Raw genomic sequence first — 16,885 nt, 5'->3', positions numbered from 1 at the left:
CTGTCATGCAGGCTGAGATGGAACCGACGCCTTAGGGTCGGCTTGAGCCAAATCCGGATGGACGATAGCCCTATAATTACCTTCGGAGGACAACGTCCCACCGTCCAAACCAATAAGAACACGAGTGACTTCAATGGGGGGATGTCCTTCTCTTGACAGCAAGACAACATCCGGCTTAACAGCCAGCATCAGACGGGAATTTCCATTCACTGCACGATAGGGGATTAGGCGAAGCCGATTGCTCCAAGCGTAAGACTCAGATGTGGAGGCATCCATCTCTGAAATGAGCCTGTCAGGCGACTCATCCTTCAACCGTTCACACCAGCCTGGCGGTAAGTCCTCCTTCCAGATACTCGCTTCCATGATCATGACGGGAATACGCGTCAACGGATCATACAATCGATTGCCCGTATCCAGAAGCCCCCTTAACGGCCAGCTGCGTGCTTCCACCTTAATCTCGATATCCCAGAACAGCTGCTCCAGATCCTCACGTTTCCTGCGCGTTTCTGAGGTGCTTCGAAACAACCAAATCGACAACAAAAAGGTAGTAACAAATAACCCCAGCTGCAGCTGCCACTCTAGCAGAACGCCGCCATCCGCTGTATAGGACATCCCGCCCCATGGTGATCCTGAGGATTGCAGCAAGAAGCTGAGACCGATTACTCCTCCAAGCGTCGCAAAATTCACCAAGTAGAAGGCTCCGAAATTACGAACAAGCTGCAAAGGCCCGCCATAACCGAAGGAAAGCAGCACCATAATGAGGGAGATCAGCACCTTAACTACAAAGGAATATAAATACGGGATATTTGCCCAAAACATCGCAGCGGCGTATAAAGCTCCCAGAATAGCGGCAACGAACAAGCGGCTGCGCAATGGTCGAAGGTGACGTACTTTTGCTGTCGCAAGGAGAACAGTTCCGTCCACGGCAAGGTTAGTGAAAAATACCAAGTCCACATACACGGTCATAGAATCCCCCACCCTTTATTGCCCGGTAATATCATATGAATGTGCAGGCCGGGATGGATGAACCCAGTATAATCGCTTTCAAATCCGGTGTCTGTCTAATCTTGCCGACCCGCTAAACCTTTTTTTGTCGGAAATAATCTTTCATACAGTTGCAGAAAAAAATAAAAAAAGAGGCAGATCAGGAATAACAATTCCTGATCTGCCTCTTTGGTTACTAGTATTGAATTTTAATTAACGGTCGTTACGCGGGCGATTCCGCAAGAATGCAGGAATATCCAATTGATCCCCGGAAGTAGTTTGATTACCGAAAGGGCGTAATGTTCCTGCAGAACGAGCTTCACCGCTTGGGTTTGCCGTTTCCGTATGAATCTGAGGAGCTGCTGAAGCAGGTGTCGCACGACGAGTAGGCCCTTTGTGCTCAAATCCTGTCGCAATCACGGTAACTTTAATTTCTTCCTTCAAGTTGTCGTCAATGATCGCACCGAAAATCATATTCACATCCGGATCGGAAGCGGAAATAACGATTTCAGCTGCTTCATTCACTTCATATAGGGAAAGATTAGAGCCGCCGGTAATGTTCATGATCACACCGCGAGCGCCTTCAATTGAAGTCTCAAGAAGCGGGCTCATAATGGCTTTGCGAGCAGCTTCCATAGCACGGTTCTCACCGGATGCAATTCCGATTCCCATCAAGGCAGAACCACGTTCTGTCATAATGGTCTTCACATCAGCGAAATCTAGATTGATTAACCCAGGCACAGCAATCAGGTCAGATATACCCTGAACAGCTTGACGCAGGACATTATCGGCTTCACGGAAAGCTTCGAGCATTGGTGTTTTCTTGTCGACAATCTCAAGCAATCGATCGTTAGGAATAACGATAAGCGTGTCCACTTTTTCCTTAAGAGCTTCTATTCCCAGCTCCGCTTGCGCAGAACGCTTGCGGCCTTCGAAAGTGAATGGACGCGTAACTACTCCAACTGTAAGCGCTCCGCATTCCTTCGCAAGCTCAGCGATAACAGGTGCAGCACCCGTTCCTGTACCGCCACCCATTCCAGCTGTTACAAAAACCATATCAGCATCCTTAAGTGTATTGGTAATAAACTCGCGGGATTCCTCGGCTGCTTTCTTACCAACATCCGGATTAGCGCCAGCACCGAGTCCACGGGTAAGCTTGTCCCCGATTTGCAGCTTTTGTTCGGATTTCGTTAAGTGCAATGCTTGCGCATCTGTATTAACGGTAATAAATTCGACGCCCTTGACGCCGTTCTCAATCATCCGGTTTACAGCGTTACTGCCGCCGCCACCAACTCCGATAACTTTGATTTTCGCGAGTGGCTCCATTTCAAAATCAAACTCCAACATAGTTTGTTAACTCCTCCTCGCTTCGCTTGAATGGTTCCTCGTAAGCGGCGGCTTAAATAAATTCCTTGAACATGTTTTTGAACCATTCAACAATGCCAGGTTTGGATGCCGTGCTTCCGGACGATTTCGTTGTTTTAGACGGGCGTTTAGTTCCAACTGCACCGCGTGTTCGAACATATTTGGTTACGTATTGAATCATTCCGACTCCACTGCTGAAGGAAGGATCCCTTACGCCGATATAATCCGGCACCGCGATTCTTACACTGGATTCTAATTCATACTGAGCCAATGGAAGAACGCTAGGCAGAGAAACAGATCCGCCGGTTAAGACGTAACCGTTAATTTTGTCGTGGTAACCTAGTCGTTTCACTTCTTGACGGACCATCTGGAAAATTTCTTGCATACGAGGTTCAATGATATTGGCTAGATCCAATTGAGAGAATTCCTTCTCCATATTGCTCCCTACCCGCATCACCTTAAACTTCTGTTCCTCTGATGCATCTTCCGTACGGGCGCACCCATACTTCAGCTTGATTTTCTCAGCGTGCTCTGTCTGGGTTTTGAGGCCGTAGCAAATATCGCTTGTTACATAGTCCCCGCCAATAGGCAACGTAGACACAGCAGCAAGACTTCCTCCTTCGAAGATGGCAAGAGTCGTTGATCCCGCACCAATATCGGCCAGAACCGTACCCATTTGCTTCTCATCTTTGGTTAGCGCCATCATACCCGAGGCTAGAGACATAAGGATAATGCCGGAAATACGCAGACCTGCCTTCTCCACGCATCTCATCAGGTTATGTACCGCTGCTTTGGTACCTGTAATGATCGTGCATTCGACTTCGAGTCGAACGCCAATCATGCCGCGCGGATCCTGAATATCCGCCAGCCCATCAACTAAAAATTGCTTGGGAACTAGCCCGATGATTTCCCGTTCAGGTGGTAAGGCAACCACTTTGGCCGCTTGTAGCACACGTTCAATATCTTCTTCGCCTATTTCCCGATCTTCATTGGATACGGCGACGACTCCGTGATTGCTTTGCAATGCGATATGATTGCCGGATATCCCGACGTAAACCTCGCTTATTCCAATTCCGACCATGCGCTCGGCATGATCGACGGCATTACGGATGGATTGCACGGTTTGGTCAATATCTACAATGGCGCCTTTACGGATTCCATCGGAATCTGCAGATCCTACGCCAATGATGTTAATGGCCCCGTTGCTGATCTCCCCGATAATCACCCGGATTTTCGAAGTTCCAATATCCAGGCTGACGATGAGGTCGTTATTACTCAACCGGTGGCACCTCCCGTAGATCGATGAAAGTAGCTGCGTACAAGGGATGCTTCCTCTACTTATTCCACATCCTCGAGGTTTTCCCTCTTTTTTCTACAATTTTTTTAATTAGTCACTGAGGGTGGTGTTAACATACTCTGTTTGTATACCCGATTCACCCATAAATGAAATTCTAGCATTCTTTTTGTTTATTGAGTAGAGTCCTTTTCCTTAAGTTTATCGGCGTCCTGCGTTTCCTCGGTTACATATTCTGCTGAATATGGCAAATAAGTGTCTGCTTCCAACATTATTATTTTTCCCGGCTCCCGATTTTGTACGATATCGCTAAGGTATGAAATTTTGTCTGGCAATCTTTCTACCGTTGTTAAGACTTCGAATCGAGATCTTGTGAAGAGTTTTATCCGATTTGGATATGATGTCGAAGGATCCGGGTGAATTTCTGACAGATCCGCAAGGAGATAACTCGGCAACTCGCTAAGAACGAGGCAAAGCGCAACCAAATTCGGGTCCTCCGCCTTCCAACCGGAAAGAATCGGCTTATCCGGTAATCGGTCGCTTGGAAGAGGCAAGGAGAAACCATTGGATAAAACAGTAGACACTTTGCCATCCGCCGCAAGCTGAACCGCAACTTGAGAAAATTCCTTGATCTTAACTCGAAGAACGCCGGGAAACTTTTTAGTTATTATAACATTCTCAACCGGATTTAACGAGATAACCTTTTTTTTAAGTTTCTCAGCAGTTGGCACAAAAAAAGAATCACCCGTTGATACCTCAATGACCTTCAAGACTTCCTCTTCGCTGAGCAGTTCATTTCCTATGACTTGAATCTCCGAAAGCTCAGAGAGAGGGGATCGGAAAAACAGCACGACAAGAACGATAACAAAAAGTGCCATTAAGATTCTAAGCAGCTTTTTGCCGCGGCGAGGTCTAGGCGTATCAACCTTCTTTAGTGCGGGAATACGTTCTGCCATCGACCCTTCCCCTCCTTTCGGCGGACATGGCGAGCCTGTCCTTGTTAGTAACAAAAAAGCACCCCACTGCGGAAGAAGGCTTCTGCGGCGGGGGAAAGCTGCACCGTTAGCTGTAAACCTTACTCTTGTGGACCTCTCGGGTGATATTCCCGCCAATCTGACGGAACATATCCTCGATTCGATCGTATCCGCGATCAATATGATGCACTTGCTCGACTACAGTACGGCCCTGCGCCGCTAAGCCTGCAATGACAAGCGCTGCACCTGCACGCAAATCGGTCGCTTCAACCGTAGCACCATAGAGCTGAGTGACTCCACGAATAATAGCGTTATTCAAATCTACACGGATGTCTGCTCCCATGCGGCATAATTCTTCCACATGCTTGAAGCGCCCTTCAAAGATCGTTTCCTTCATTACGCTGACACCGTCTGAAAGGGCTAACAGCGTCATAACCTGAGCCTGCAAATCGGTCGGAAATGCTGGATAAGGCGAGGTCACGATACGGTCAACCGCCAAAGGGCGCTTGGATGCGCTAACCTTCATTATATCATTTCCAGCCTCAATTTGAACACCTGCACGTCTTAGCACATGAATGAGAGAGGTCAGGTGACCCGATTGTGTATTTTCCAGCGTCACTTCACCCCGTGTCGCAGCAGCGGCAACCATCACGGTCCCCGTAACGATGCGATCGGGAATAACCTCGAATTCACAACCGTTTAAGGAGCTTACTCCAACTATCGTAAGCATATCCGTTCCTGCGCCCTGCACTTGCGCTCCCATCCGGTTAAGAAACAGCTGCAAGTCCTGAATTTCCGGTTCTCTAGCAGCTCCTATGATTGTTGTCAGTCCTTCTGCAAGGACAGCTGCCATCATAATGTTTTCCGTCGCTCCAACGCTCGGGAAATCTAGGCTGATTTCGGCTCCTTTGAGTCGGCTTGCCGAGCAGACGATCCTGCTGCCTTTCTCTTCTATTCTCGCGCCTAGAGCCGCTAGACCGCGTAAATGTAAATCAATTTTTCTCTCGCCGATGGCGCATCCTCCTGGCTGGTAGAGCTGCACTTCCCCGAATCGCGCAAGAAGCGGCCCCATCAAGAACACCGAGGAACGCATTTTTCGCATCAGCGTCTCCGGAATGTGAGAGGATGTTGCGACTGCCGTTTCGACTGTCACCACCGTATCCTGATGTCGGGCCTCGCACCCGAGATCTCGCAAAATATCCAGCATGACTTCGATATCGAGCAGCCTGGGGACATTGCGAATGGTCACTTTTCCTTCCGCGAGCAAGCTGGCGGCCAAAATCGGCAAAGCGGCATTTTTGGCTCCGTGGATACGAATGGTTCCCGAAAGCGGCTGTCCGCCTTCAATAACCAAATTGTCCAAGGGTTTCACCTCCGGGTTACCGCTCACCCATCAAGAGAACCTCAGGTACTAATAATATTCCATTAGTTTGTTCGATCGTTTGTTGAACTCGTCTCATGAGGGTGAGGACGTCCTCAGCCGTAGCATCCCCATGGTTAACGATAAAGTTGGCGTGTACTTGGGAAACTTCGGCTCCACCTTCGCGCAGCCCTTTTAATCCGGCCGTCTCAATCAGCCTCGCTGCATGATCGTTCGGCGGATTACGGAATACGCTTCCCGCGCAAGCCATTTGGAGGGGTTGGGTCCGCCGCCTGCGGTCTTTGTAAGTAGCCATCGCCGCGGCGATTTCCTTACGGTCTCCCTCTTCCAGACGAAACACCGCACGAGTAACAATACCCCGACGCTCATGTAAAATCGTATGGCGATACGTAAACGCCATCTGCTCATTCCCCAGCACTTCCCGACTTCCGTCTTCCCAAGTGATGTCGACTGACTGTAAGATACGTGAAATGTCCGAATTGTGCGCACCGGCATTCATGTATACGGCCCCGCCTACCGTTCCGGGAATTCCTCCCGCGAATTCCAGACCGGTCAGCCCTTCCTTACCGGCCATGACCGACAGCTTAATAAACGAATACGATGCGCCTGCCGTCACCGTATCATCCTCAAATCGAATCTCGTCAAAACCGTCACCCAGCTTGATGACCGCTCCGCGAATTCCTTTATCGGACACTAGCGTGTTAGAGCCTCGGCCGAGTACGCACCAAGGGACGCCATGGCGGTACAGCAAAGCTAAGGCTGCCGCGAGCTGTTCCTCTGTATCTGGCATGACGAACAAATCTGCAGGCCCGCCAATCTTCCAGGTGGTATGTCCGGCCAGCGGTTCGTGGAGCCGTACACGGCCGATGCGTGCTTGTTCAAGCTCAGCGACCAACTGTTCCATAGCGTTATCCTCCTTGCAAGTCCTTCAGTGCTTAAGCTGCCGTCGTTACCGGTGCCTTCACGTTCGGCAGTCACGATCACGCTGTATCTTATGACAGGTGGGCGGGGGTGGTGACAAATGCCCACAAGCAAGCCTTCTGGAGGACGAGACGGTTTATCTTTTCCAGAACTATCAGATGAGTATAAGAGTCTATATCCTTATACTTATCTGATAGCTGGATACAAACGTATACTGCCATCCAAATGCAACAAACGCTGCGGTGCTTTGCGCTCGCAGGTTTGTTGGCATAAGGACGGCGAAGCCGTTTTACCGGTGCAGCCGGGTAATCTGTTCATAGATCGCAGCAGCAGCATTAGGCATTCCCAGCTTGCGAGATGCTTCAGCCATTAAAGCTCTATGTAAGGTATCGTCCATGATCGTTCGGATATGGCTGAATAACAATTCACCCGTTAATTGACGTTCTAAGATCATGACTGCCGCCCCAGCATCCGCAAGGCTGCGCGCATTCGGCTCTTGATGATTGTTAGTCACGTTTGGCGAAGGGATCAATATGGACGGTATCCCTAGAGAAGTAATCTCGGCCAGGGAAGAAGCGCCGGCCCGGCTGACGACAAGGGAAGCTGCGGAAAGCACTTCCGGCATATTATTAACATAAGACAAAACATGCACCCGGTCAGCGATGCCTGGGAGCAGCTTCTTCATTTTTGTTTTGGTTTCCTCGTAAAATCTTTCACCCGACACGAAAACAAAGTGAACGCTTGGAAGCTTAGACAGCATCGGCACCATGTCTATCATAGCGTCGTTCAGCGCTTTGGCGCCGCGACTTCCTCCCACGATGAGCACGAAAGGAGTTTCGGGATGAAGTCCCAGTGAAGCGAACCCTTTGTCTCTCTTGGCCAGCACGACGGCTGAAGCACAGGGGTTGCCGGCATGCTCAACATCCGGGGAGCGTTTGAAATAGCTTACAGACTCCGCGAAGCTAACGGCAACAGCATTCGCGTAGCGGCTAAGAAATTTGTTCGTCAGTCCTGGAATAACGTTCTGCTCATGAATCAGCGTTGGAATACCCAGGCGGGAAGCGGCGTAGACGACCGGCCCGCATACGTAGCCGCCGGTGCCTACAACAACATCCGGCTTAAACTTTCTCAGCAATTCTTTAGAGCGTCGTACCCCTTGCCAAAAGCGAACTATTGTCCGTACGTTCTCCCAGGACAAGGATCGCCTAAAGCCAGTAATCGTTATCGCTTCGAACGCTATGCCCTGCTGCGGCACGATGCGACTTTCAAGACCTCGGCTCGTCCCGATATAAAGCAGAGATGAATCTGGTTGCTGCTTCAGTATTTCTTGACCGATAGCCAACGCGGGGTAGATGTGCCCTCCGGTACCTCCTCCGGTCAATACAACTCGCATGGACGTCACCTCGAATAACGGGATAAATTAAGGAGTAAACCTAGCGCTGTTAGTAATAATGTCAACGAGGAGCCTCCATAGCTGACTAACGGAAGCGTAACGCCCGTGACTGGTAATAAGCCGATAACAACACCGATATTTATAAGCACCTGTACAGCGATAATGCCGACAATACCGGTAGCAAGGAAGCTGCCGAACGGGTCGGAAATCGTAATCGCTGTTCTCATTCCACGCCAGATCAGCAGCAGGAATAATATGATTAGCAAGGAACCCCCGATAAATCCGAGCTCCTCCGCCAGAATAGAGAAAATAAAATCAGTCTGCGGCTCCGGTAAATAATTATATTTCTGACGGCTCATCCCAAGTCCTAGGCCTACCAGACCTCCAGGCCCAATCGCATACAGCGATTGGATGGATTGATACCCCGCACCAAGCGGATCCTGCCAGGGATCCAGGAAAGCCGTAATCCGTAGCAGACGATAGGGCGCAGCCGCTATGAGCCCAACAAATCCGGCAATTCCTACTAAGGCTAACCCGCCCAAATGGGCATGTCTCGCTCCAGCCACATAGATTACCAGCAGTGATGCCCCGATCATTACCGCTCCGGTTCCTAAGTCGGGCTGCAGCATGATAAGCGCGAATGCAAATCCCATTATACCAAGCGGCGGTAGTAATCCTCTAGTGAATTGAGTAATTTGATTCTGTCTCTCGGCTAGCAGCTTCGATAGAAATAAGATCATGGCGAGCTTCATAAATTCCGACGGCTGAATGCCGAAAGAACCAATGCCAAGCCAGCTTCGAGCTCCTCCGCGAATGACGCCCAGTCCCGGAATGAGTACAATGATCAGCATGCCAAAGCATGCAAGCAGCAACGGAACCGCCCATTTGCGCCAAAAGGTATAGTCTACATTCATCATAAATAACATAGAAACAATACCTAGTACAGCGAAGATGAGCTGCCTCTTCACGTAATAATAAGCATCGCCATAATCATGAAAAGCGGCGACAGCGCTTGCGCTATACACCATTACTACGCCAATAGCCAGAATACCAAGCGTAGCGGCTATCATCCATACATCAGGAACAGAACGGGCTTTGGCCATGTACCGGCACCTCACGGTTTGCAGAAGTGGGGACGGGCCCCCTTCTACAACGTATGCGCCGATTGCTTAAAAATGCGACCCCGTGCTTCATAGGAGGAGAACATGTCCCAGCTTGCGCAAGCCGGCGACAGGAGAATGGTATCTCCCGGCTCGGCTAGGGCAGCAGCTTCCTCTACAGCACGGCGAAGCGTAAGCTCAGCGTCATCTACAGGTTCGACGATTTTCACTCTCGTTAAACCGGCTAACGACGCGACAAGCCCAAGCTTCTCCCGCGTCTGACCCAGCGACACCAATCCGCTGACTCGTTCCCGGAATACCGGCAGCAGCTCCATATAGTCAGAGCCTCGATCCAAGCCTCCCGCAATAAGGATAAGGGGTGAGGGCAGCGATAGGATCGACATTGTCGAAGCCATAGGGTTAGTCGCTTTGGAATCGTTGTAGAACTTCACTCCGTTAAACGTTCCTACATACTCCAGCCTGTGCTCCACTCCACGGAAATCGCGCAGCGGCTGGGACAGCTTATGCAGCTCAGCGCCGGCGGCGATAGATATCGCGATGGCGGCCAAAGCATTCGCAACATTATGGCGACCTGGAATTCCAAGCTCGTCGACGGATAGGATCCTCTCCTCCGAGCCCTCCTCATTGCGATACACGATCCATCGATCGATGACAGCTTCATCCTCACTAGGACGAATATCCAGGTACGGCGGCTCGACTATAACCCCCTGCGGTAAGCTTCGCGTCAAGGAAAACGGCAAATGACGCCCGCGAAACTCCCTAGCGAGCCTGCGACAGGTTTCGTCATCCTCGTTATATATGGCTACATCATCTGAGGTTTGGTTTTCGAACATTTTCGCTTTGGAGCCGACATAATCGGCCATCGTTCCGTGATAATCCAGATGCGTTTCCGCGAGATTAAGCAAGCAAGCAATGTGCGGCTTGAAATCCGACGTCCCCTTAAGCTGAAAGCTGCTTAGCTCCGCAACCAGCCACCCGTCCGCCGCGATCTCTTGGGCAGCCTCGCAGAGAGGTCGTCCAATGTTGCCTGCGACGATAGGCTTTAGTCCGGCCGCTTCCAGCAGCACGCCGGTCAAGGTTGTTGTTGTTGTCTTTCCATTTGAGCCCGTGATCCCAATAATCGGCGCCGGCGATAAATGTCCGGCAACCTCTACCTCGCTTACCACTTCAACGCCAAGCCGGTTAGCAACGATTATGGGTTCGGAGGTGTAGGGAATACCCGGATTTTTGACGAGCAGCGCGGTTTCCCTCGTCACAAGTCCATCCGGATGACCTCCGCAGACAACAGAAATGCCCAAAGCCGTCAGTTCATCGGCTTCAGGGCATAGCTCCCGCTCTTTCTTGTCGTTTACGACGACGTCGGCGCCGAAGCTATGAAACAGCTTGGCTGCCGCAACGCCGCTCCTCGCTAAGCCGAGCACGACAACATGCCGTCCTCGGTAGGCTGTGAGATGCATCATATTGTAGCGCTCCTTTATTCTAGGACGGCAAATCGTAACGCAAGCGTTACCTCATTCATCGCTTAGCTTACCTTATACAGTAACAGTCCCGCTCCCGCCAGCAGTAAGCCCACGAACCAGAAGGTCGTGACGACACGCCACTCCGACCATCCCGACAGCTCGAAATGATGATGGATCGGACTCATTTTGAATACCCTTTTACCACGTGTCTTGAAGGAAATGACTTGAATTATGACAGACAGCATCTCCAGAACAAAGACGCCGCCAATGACAATAAGCAGCAGCTCTGTCTTCGTTAGGATCGCAACGGCGGCAATTCCGCCGCCGATCCCAAGCGAGCCGGTATCTCCCATGAAAATTTTGGCCGGATGTGCGTTATAGACGAGAAAACCCAGTACGGCGCCCACCATGGCTGCACTAAAGACCGCGGACTGGGGCTGCGTTGCTTCCAAAGCAACAATCGCGAAGGCACCAAAAGCTAATGCGCTTGCCCCTGACAACAAGCCGTCAAGTCCGTCTGTTATATTTACAGCATTGCTAGAAGCCCAGAAGATAATGACAACCAGCAAGTAATATCCCCAGCTTAAATCCACGGACCAGTCTGTACCTGGAACGGAGATGAGCGTGCTATGGTCCATTTGGTATAGGATAAGGCAGAAAATGGCCGAAACTAATAATTGTCCGAATAACTTCTGTTTCGCGGTTAAACCTAGAGAGCGTTTGAATACGATTTTAATATAATCATCGAGAAATCCGACAAGTCCAAACCCTAGGCATGCTGTCAGCAGGGCCCAATACTCAGGACCTGGATCAGCGAATTTCAAGAACGCCAGCGTCAAAGCGACTAAGATGATAATGCCGCCCATCGTTGGGGTTCCGTTTTTCTTCAGATGAGATTGAGGTCCGTCATCACGCACCTGTTGTCCGAATTTAAGCCTCCGAAGGAGTGGAATAAATAGCGGCCCGAACAGCACCGCAAGAACAAATGATACCCCTAACGTCCAAATAATAGATGTGTAATCCATTCCGTCACCCCCTGGCTCCTCTCTGCAGCGCCGTTACGATTTCCTCTAGTCTAATGCCTCTTGATGCTTTAACGAGCACTAGGTCCTCTGGAGCCAGCTGCTTAAGCAACTCTTCGATCAACATGCCCTTATCCTTAAAATAAAGCACATGACCGTCTGGATAATTCGACTTGGCTTCCCTATACGTGTGTTCCGACAAAGGACCGAAGATGAGCACCCTATCCGCTTTGGATACCGTCAAATAACGACCGATAGCTGCATGAAAAGCAGCTTCGTCCGGCCCAAGCTCCAGCATGTCTCCTAATACGATCCACTTACGATTATAACCTGAAAGCTGCTCAACCAGATTAATTGCGGCTTTAACAGAAGTAGGGCTCGCATTGTAGGCGTCGTTAAGAATAACAGCCCCATTGCTTGCAAAGCTCCGTTCGATCCGCATTCCGGTCAGCTTCAAAGCCTTCAACCCAGCGCTGATTTCCTCTTTACTTAGATGGAACAGCCGCCCAACTACGATAGCAGCGAGCGCATTGATCGCGTTATGTCTTCCCGGCACCGGCAATTCATAATCTCCGGAGGCCTCGCCATGAACTGAGAATAAAGTCTCTTCCGCGGTTACTCGTATATCGCGGGCAATCCAATCATTCCCCGGTTTCTCGCCAAATGTGACAGCTGTTACCCCATCCGGCAGCTTCATTGCCGCTAATTGTTCGGACAGCAGAGGCTCATCACCATAATAGACGAGTTGACCTCCTGCGGGAAGCCCTTCTGTTATCTCCAGCTTAGCCCGGGCAATATTGCTCCGCGATCCTAATTGCAACAAGTGAGATTCTCCCACATTCGTAATAATGGCTATATCGGGCTTCGCTATCTTAGACAACGCTGCAATCTCGCCTTTACCGCTCATACCCATCTCAAGCACCAATACTTCTGTATCCGCTGGTGCGCTAAGAATAGTTAACGGTAGTCCGATGTGATTATTGTAATTCCCCTCGGTTTTATGTACCCGATACCGCGTGGATAGAACAGAGGAGACCAGATCTTTAGTCGTGGTTTTGCCGTTGCTGCCCGTTACCGCTACAATCTTCGCCTTCAGCTGCTGCAAATAACCAACCGATAATGCCTGCAAGGCAATTAACGTATTGTCTACACGTATAAGCGGCATATCGAATGGAGGTAACGGTACGCTGCTATCCCATAATGCAGCCGCTGCACCGGCATCCCTTGCAGCTTGGATATAATCATGTCCATCGAAATTATCGCCCTGCAAGGGCACGAACAACTGTCCCGGCTTAATTGTGCGCGTATCGGTTGAAACACCCGACAACAGCATATCGCCATCTGCAGAGAGAAGAAGCTTCTCCTTAGCCCCACACCAGTCGGCTACCTCGCGAAAAGCTGCCTTCATCAATTCATTCGACTCCTTATCGCTTCTTTAGCTGCGAGGCGGTCATCAAAATCCTGCGTATGCCCGCCAATAATTTGATACGTTTCGTGGCCTTTCCCCGCAATCAATACTACATCGCCGGAGCTTGCCATATCAACCGCTTTTTGAATGGCGGCGCGCCTATCGGGCTCGAGCGCATAACGCTCGGAGGACGTTCCCGCTGCTTTCAATCCGACTTCAATTTCATTCAAAATAACGAGCGGATCTTCTGTTCGGGGATTATCGCTCGTCACGATTATCCGATCCGCAAGCTCCGCTGCAATTCGACCCATGATCGGACGTTTGGTCTTATCTCTGTCTCCCCCGCATCCGAAGACACAGATGACTTCCCCATTTGTCAGCTCCTTAACGGTACGAAGAACATTTTCCAGACTGTCCGGAGTATGCGCATAATCAACGATCACGGCGTAGGGTTGACCTTCATTAACGGCTTCTACCCTTCCAGGCACACCAGAAATTCGCTCTAAGCTATGGATAGCCGCATCCAGGTCGATCCCTTCACAGAGGGCGGAACCAAGGGCAGCTAGCGCGTTATAGACATTAAACTTGCCGACTAGCTGCAGGTTGACCTGCCGGTTACCGCGGAAAGAATGAAGCTCGAAGGAGGTCCCGCTGGCCGAAATTCTCACTTTAAATGCTTGAAGATGCGCTTCTTTCTCGATACCATACGTTAACACTTCGGATGATGTTAATTTAGCAAACCGATGGGACGCTTCATCATCGGCATTAAGAACCGAGAAGCAGCGCTCCTTCGGATTGTCAGAGAAGGTATTGCCAAGCCGGGAGAAGAATAGGCCTTTGGCCGCCTCGTAGGCTTCCATCGTGCCGTGGTAGTCGAGATGGTCCTGCGTTAAATTCGTAAACACAGCTGTACGGAAATGCGCGCCCTTGACCCGCCCTTGCTCTAATGCATGGGAGGATACCTCGATGACACAGCGCTCCGTTCCCGCTTCAACCATCGAATGAAAGATTTGTTGAAGCTGCAGGATATCGGGAGTTGTTCCCGACATCGGAAAGCTCTGTCCGCCGTATCTCGTTTCAATGGTGCCGATCACCCCGGCAGCTACTCCGGCATCCGCCCAGATCTGTTCGATCAAATAAGTCGTTGTCGTCTTGCCGTTCGTTCCGGTAATTCCGACGGGACGAAGCTGATGAGACGGTCTGCCATAAAAGAAGTCAGCCAGCATCGCAAGCGCCTGTCTTGTATCCGGAACAATGAGCTGGGCAGCGGAAATCGGAAGCTCGCGTGCAGTAACAAGTGCCGCTGCCCCCCGTTCGATCGCTTGTTCAGCGAAGTCATGTCCGTCAACCGTATGTCCGGGTAAGCAAACAAACAAGCAACCCGGCTTAACTTTACGAGAGTCGACCTCCAAACTATGAATCTCTGCCTTTGGATCGCCGATTATTCGGGAAATTAACAGCTGCTGTGACAGTTCGAATACATTCATATGAAACCGGCCTCCTAATCGACCTTTTGTACCCTCATTATGGTCTAATGACTCCTAATCATTCAAGTGGTAATAACAAACTTAGTCCTCCGTCCCTAGGTAGATCCGGATAACGGAGCCCTGATCGACCCTTGCACCTGCTTCTGGAGCCTGCCGGATGACGGTTTTACCGCTTCCCGATGTCGCAAGCTGGAAGTTTGAATTCATATCCTCATAGAGGTCGGATATCGTTCTGCCTATCAGATCCGGAACGGTGACAATCTTGGTTTCCCCGTATTTATATTCCTTCTCCACTTGTTTGTTCCGAGGCTTAACCCCCAAGTAAGGCAAAGCATCCGCCATGATGCTTCGTACAATAGGAGCGGCGACTACCCCTCCGAATTGGATTCCCTTAGGATTGTCTACGGCTACGTAGACGATCAATTCCGGATCATCCGCGGGTGCGAAGCCGATGAAGGAAACGATGTGCTCATTCGTTGAATAACGTCCATTAACAACCTTTTGAGCGGTTCCCGTTTTACCCCCAACACGATACCCGTCAAGAAAGGCCTTTCCTCCCGTTCCTTGTGCAACGACATTCTCCAGCGCCTCCCGAACCATCTTGGAGGTTTCCGGCGAGATGACCTGCCGAACTAGCTCGGGCTGCGCTTCCTCAAGAAGCATCCCCGTTTCGGGCTGAATCCATGATTTCGACACATAAGGTTTAAACAGCTTTCCCCCATTAATAGCTGCCGACACAGCTGTGATCTGCTGAATAGGCGTTACGGATACCCCTTGACCGAAGGCAGTTGTTGCAAGCTCTACGGGGCCAACCTGCTTCGGCTTGAACATGATCCCGTTTTCTTCCCCTTTAAGATCTATCCCTGTTTTCTTCCCGAAGCCGAACGCGTTGATATAGGAAAACAATTTATCCTTGCCGAGTCTCTGTCCCAAAGTGACAAACCCCGGGTTGCAGGAGTTCTCAACAACCTCCATGAAAGTCTGGCTGCCATGGCCGCCTTTTTTCCAGCAGCGCAGCCTAGCTCCAGCGACTTCAATATACCCCGGATCATAGAAATGCTCCTTCAGAAGGTCAACCTTACCTTCTTCCAGCGCCGCAGCAAGGGTGATGATCTTAAACGTAGAGCCTGGCTCATAAGTCATCCAGATCGGAAGATTTCTATTATACACCTCTGCCGTTACTTCCTGATATTTGTCAGGCTGAAAGGTCGGGCGGCTTCCCATCGCATAGATTTCGCCGGTCTTCGGATTCATAGCTATCGCGATGACGCTGTTGGCCTGGTATTGCAGCAGCGCTTGGTCGAGCTCCCGCTCTACGATCGACTGGATCGTCTGATCGATGGTCAATTGCAGGGATAAGCCATTTTGCGGCGGCACGAATTTATCCGAGGATTGCGGCATTTTCCCGCCACCCGCTTCGGCTAAATAGGATACGGTCCCCTTAAGGCCTGTTAATCTCTGGTCGTATTGCAGCTCTAAACCTGACAACCCTTGGTTATAGCTGCCCGTAAAGCCTAGTACGTGGGCAGCTAGACTGCCATAGGGATAAAACCGTTTGTTGTCCTCCGACACGACGATCCCGGGTAAATTCATATTGCGTATTTCCATTGCCTTCTCCGTCGTGACCTTACGGCCGCCCGGTTGAAGTCCTACGCTCGACTGTTTCTTAATGAGAAGCTTGTATAGCTGCTCTTCCGACATACCGAGGGGACCGGAAAGCTTACGGGCGGTTTCGCGCTTGTCTTTAACCTGCACGGGAATGGCCATGATCGTAGGGGAGCTTATGTTATAGGCAAGCTTTGTTCCGTTACGATCCAGAATCTCGCCCCGTTTAGCTGCGAATGGAATATCCCGCCGCCAGGAATTCTCGGCCTTCTCGGCAATTTCCCCGCCTTTCCATAACTGCACATAACCAAGCCTAAGCACCAAAGCCGTAAAAGCGAGCACAGTCACGATCAATGCCATATACAACCTTTTTCTAACTGTCACTTGGGATACCTTCAACCTGAAAAACCCCCTTATCCGGGATTGTCTGGACCTTATAAGGCTTAGTTCCAGACTATTCTCGGGACAAA

The 16,885-nt window shown here is 50.5% G+C and carries 13 protein-coding genes; all 13 read right to left on the bottom strand.

What is annotated here, in order from left to right:
* Nucleotides 1–3: 3 nt before the first annotated feature.
* The 13 genes from spoIIGA to ACESLK_RS04790 all read right to left on the bottom strand — a co-directional run bounded on the left by spoIIGA (nucleotide 4) and on the right by ACESLK_RS04790 (nucleotide 16,814).
* Nucleotides 4–966 carry a sigma-E processing peptidase SpoIIGA gene (gene spoIIGA / locus ACESLK_RS04850; RefSeq protein WP_372663058.1) on the bottom strand — a complete coding sequence of 321 codons (963 nt, stop codon included), beginning with the start codon at nucleotides 964–966 and terminating at the stop codon, nucleotides 4–6.
* Between the two features lie 231 nt (nucleotides 967–1,197).
* Entirely contained in the window at nucleotides 1,198–2,331 is a 1,134-nt protein-coding gene (gene ftsZ, locus ACESLK_RS04845; protein WP_372663056.1) for a cell division protein FtsZ, read from the bottom strand.
* Between the two features lie 52 nt (nucleotides 2,332–2,383).
* Complete coding sequence (gene ftsA, locus ACESLK_RS04840) at nucleotides 2,384–3,628, bottom strand: cell division protein FtsA (protein WP_372663054.1); 1,245 nt, start codon at nucleotides 3,626–3,628, stop codon at nucleotides 2,384–2,386.
* A 188-nt stretch (nucleotides 3,629–3,816) separates the two neighbouring features.
* Nucleotides 3,817–4,599, bottom strand: coding sequence for a cell division protein FtsQ/DivIB (locus ACESLK_RS04835; RefSeq protein WP_372663052.1), 783 nt, complete (start codon nucleotides 4,597–4,599; stop codon nucleotides 3,817–3,819).
* Between the two features lie 106 nt (nucleotides 4,600–4,705).
* Nucleotides 4,706–5,980 carry a UDP-N-acetylglucosamine 1-carboxyvinyltransferase gene (gene murA, locus ACESLK_RS04830; RefSeq protein ID WP_372663050.1) on the bottom strand — a complete coding sequence of 425 codons (1,275 nt, stop codon included), beginning with the start codon at nucleotides 5,978–5,980 and terminating at the stop codon, nucleotides 4,706–4,708.
* A 16-nt stretch (nucleotides 5,981–5,996) separates the two neighbouring features.
* Nucleotides 5,997–6,902, bottom strand: a complete 906-nt coding sequence (murB, locus tag ACESLK_RS04825; protein WP_372663048.1) for a UDP-N-acetylmuramate dehydrogenase — start codon at nucleotides 6,900–6,902, stop codon at nucleotides 5,997–5,999.
* A gap of 306 nt (nucleotides 6,903–7,208) precedes the next feature.
* Nucleotides 7,209–8,312, bottom strand: a complete 1,104-nt coding sequence (murG, locus tag ACESLK_RS04820) for an undecaprenyldiphospho-muramoylpentapeptide beta-N-acetylglucosaminyltransferase (protein ID WP_372663046.1) — start codon at nucleotides 8,310–8,312, stop codon at nucleotides 7,209–7,211.
* 5 nt (nucleotides 8,313–8,317) lie between these two features.
* On the bottom strand, nucleotides 8,318–9,415 hold the full coding sequence (gene spoVE, locus ACESLK_RS04815) for a stage V sporulation protein E (protein ID WP_372663044.1): 1,098 nt from the start codon (nucleotides 9,413–9,415) through the stop codon (nucleotides 8,318–8,320).
* Nucleotides 9,416–9,459: 44 nt separating this feature from the next.
* Nucleotides 9,460–10,893, bottom strand: a complete 1,434-nt coding sequence (gene murD / locus ACESLK_RS04810; RefSeq protein WP_372663042.1) for a UDP-N-acetylmuramoyl-L-alanine--D-glutamate ligase — start codon at nucleotides 10,891–10,893, stop codon at nucleotides 9,460–9,462.
* 62 nt (nucleotides 10,894–10,955) lie between these two features.
* On the bottom strand, nucleotides 10,956–11,918 hold the full coding sequence (gene mraY, locus ACESLK_RS04805; RefSeq protein ID WP_372663040.1) for a phospho-N-acetylmuramoyl-pentapeptide-transferase: 963 nt from the start codon (nucleotides 11,916–11,918) through the stop codon (nucleotides 10,956–10,958).
* A gap of 4 nt (nucleotides 11,919–11,922) precedes the next feature.
* Nucleotides 11,923–13,323 carry a UDP-N-acetylmuramoyl-tripeptide--D-alanyl-D-alanine ligase gene (locus ACESLK_RS04800; RefSeq protein ID WP_372663038.1) on the bottom strand — a complete coding sequence of 467 codons (1,401 nt, stop codon included), beginning with the start codon at nucleotides 13,321–13,323 and terminating at the stop codon, nucleotides 11,923–11,925.
* A complete protein-coding gene (locus ACESLK_RS04795; protein WP_372663036.1) occupies nucleotides 13,323–14,810 on the bottom strand; it encodes a UDP-N-acetylmuramoyl-L-alanyl-D-glutamate--2,6-diaminopimelate ligase in 1,488 nt (495 codons plus the stop codon). The genes ACESLK_RS04800 and ACESLK_RS04795 overlap by 1 nt, the downstream gene beginning before the upstream one ends.
* Nucleotides 14,811–14,891: 81 nt before the next feature.
* Nucleotides 14,892–16,814, bottom strand: a complete 1,923-nt coding sequence (locus ACESLK_RS04790) for a stage V sporulation protein D (protein ID WP_372663034.1) — start codon at nucleotides 16,812–16,814, stop codon at nucleotides 14,892–14,894.
* Nucleotides 16,815–16,885: the final 71 nt, after the last annotated feature.

Source organism: Cohnella sp. (genome assembly GCF_041640265.1).
GTDB lineage: Bacteria > Bacillota > Bacilli > Paenibacillales > Paenibacillaceae > Cohnella.
Note: the sequence above shows the minus strand (reverse complement) of the source record. Positions and strands in the feature narration are given on the sequence as shown.

Coding starts and splice junctions, on each gene's coding strand:
- spoIIGA (WP_372663058.1), bottom strand. CDS start 966: ATGACCGTGTATGTGGACTTGGTATTTTTCACTAACCTTGCCGTGGAC.
- ftsZ (WP_372663056.1), bottom strand. CDS start 2,331: ATGTTGGAGTTTGATTTTGAAATGGAGCCACTCGCGAAAATCAAAGTT.
- ACESLK_RS04835 (WP_372663052.1), bottom strand. CDS start 4,599: ATGGCAGAACGTATTCCCGCACTAAAGAAGGTTGATACGCCTAGACCT.
- murB (WP_372663048.1), bottom strand. CDS start 6,902: ATGGAACAGTTGGTCGCTGAGCTTGAACAAGCACGCATCGGCCGTGTA.
- murG (WP_372663046.1), bottom strand. CDS start 8,312: ATGCGAGTTGTATTGACCGGAGGAGGTACCGGAGGGCACATCTACCCC.
- spoVE (WP_372663044.1), bottom strand. CDS start 9,415: ATGGCCAAAGCCCGTTCTGTTCCTGATGTATGGATGATAGCCGCTACG.
- murD (WP_372663042.1), bottom strand. CDS start 10,893: ATGATGCATCTCACAGCCTACCGAGGACGGCATGTTGTCGTGCTCGGC.
- mraY (WP_372663040.1), bottom strand. CDS start 11,918: ATGGATTACACATCTATTATTTGGACGTTAGGGGTATCATTTGTTCTT.
- ACESLK_RS04800 (WP_372663038.1), bottom strand. CDS start 13,323: ATGAAGGCAGCTTTTCGCGAGGTAGCCGACTGGTGTGGGGCTAAGGAG.
- ACESLK_RS04795 (WP_372663036.1), bottom strand. CDS start 14,810: ATGAATGTATTCGAACTGTCACAGCAGCTGTTAATTTCCCGAATAATC.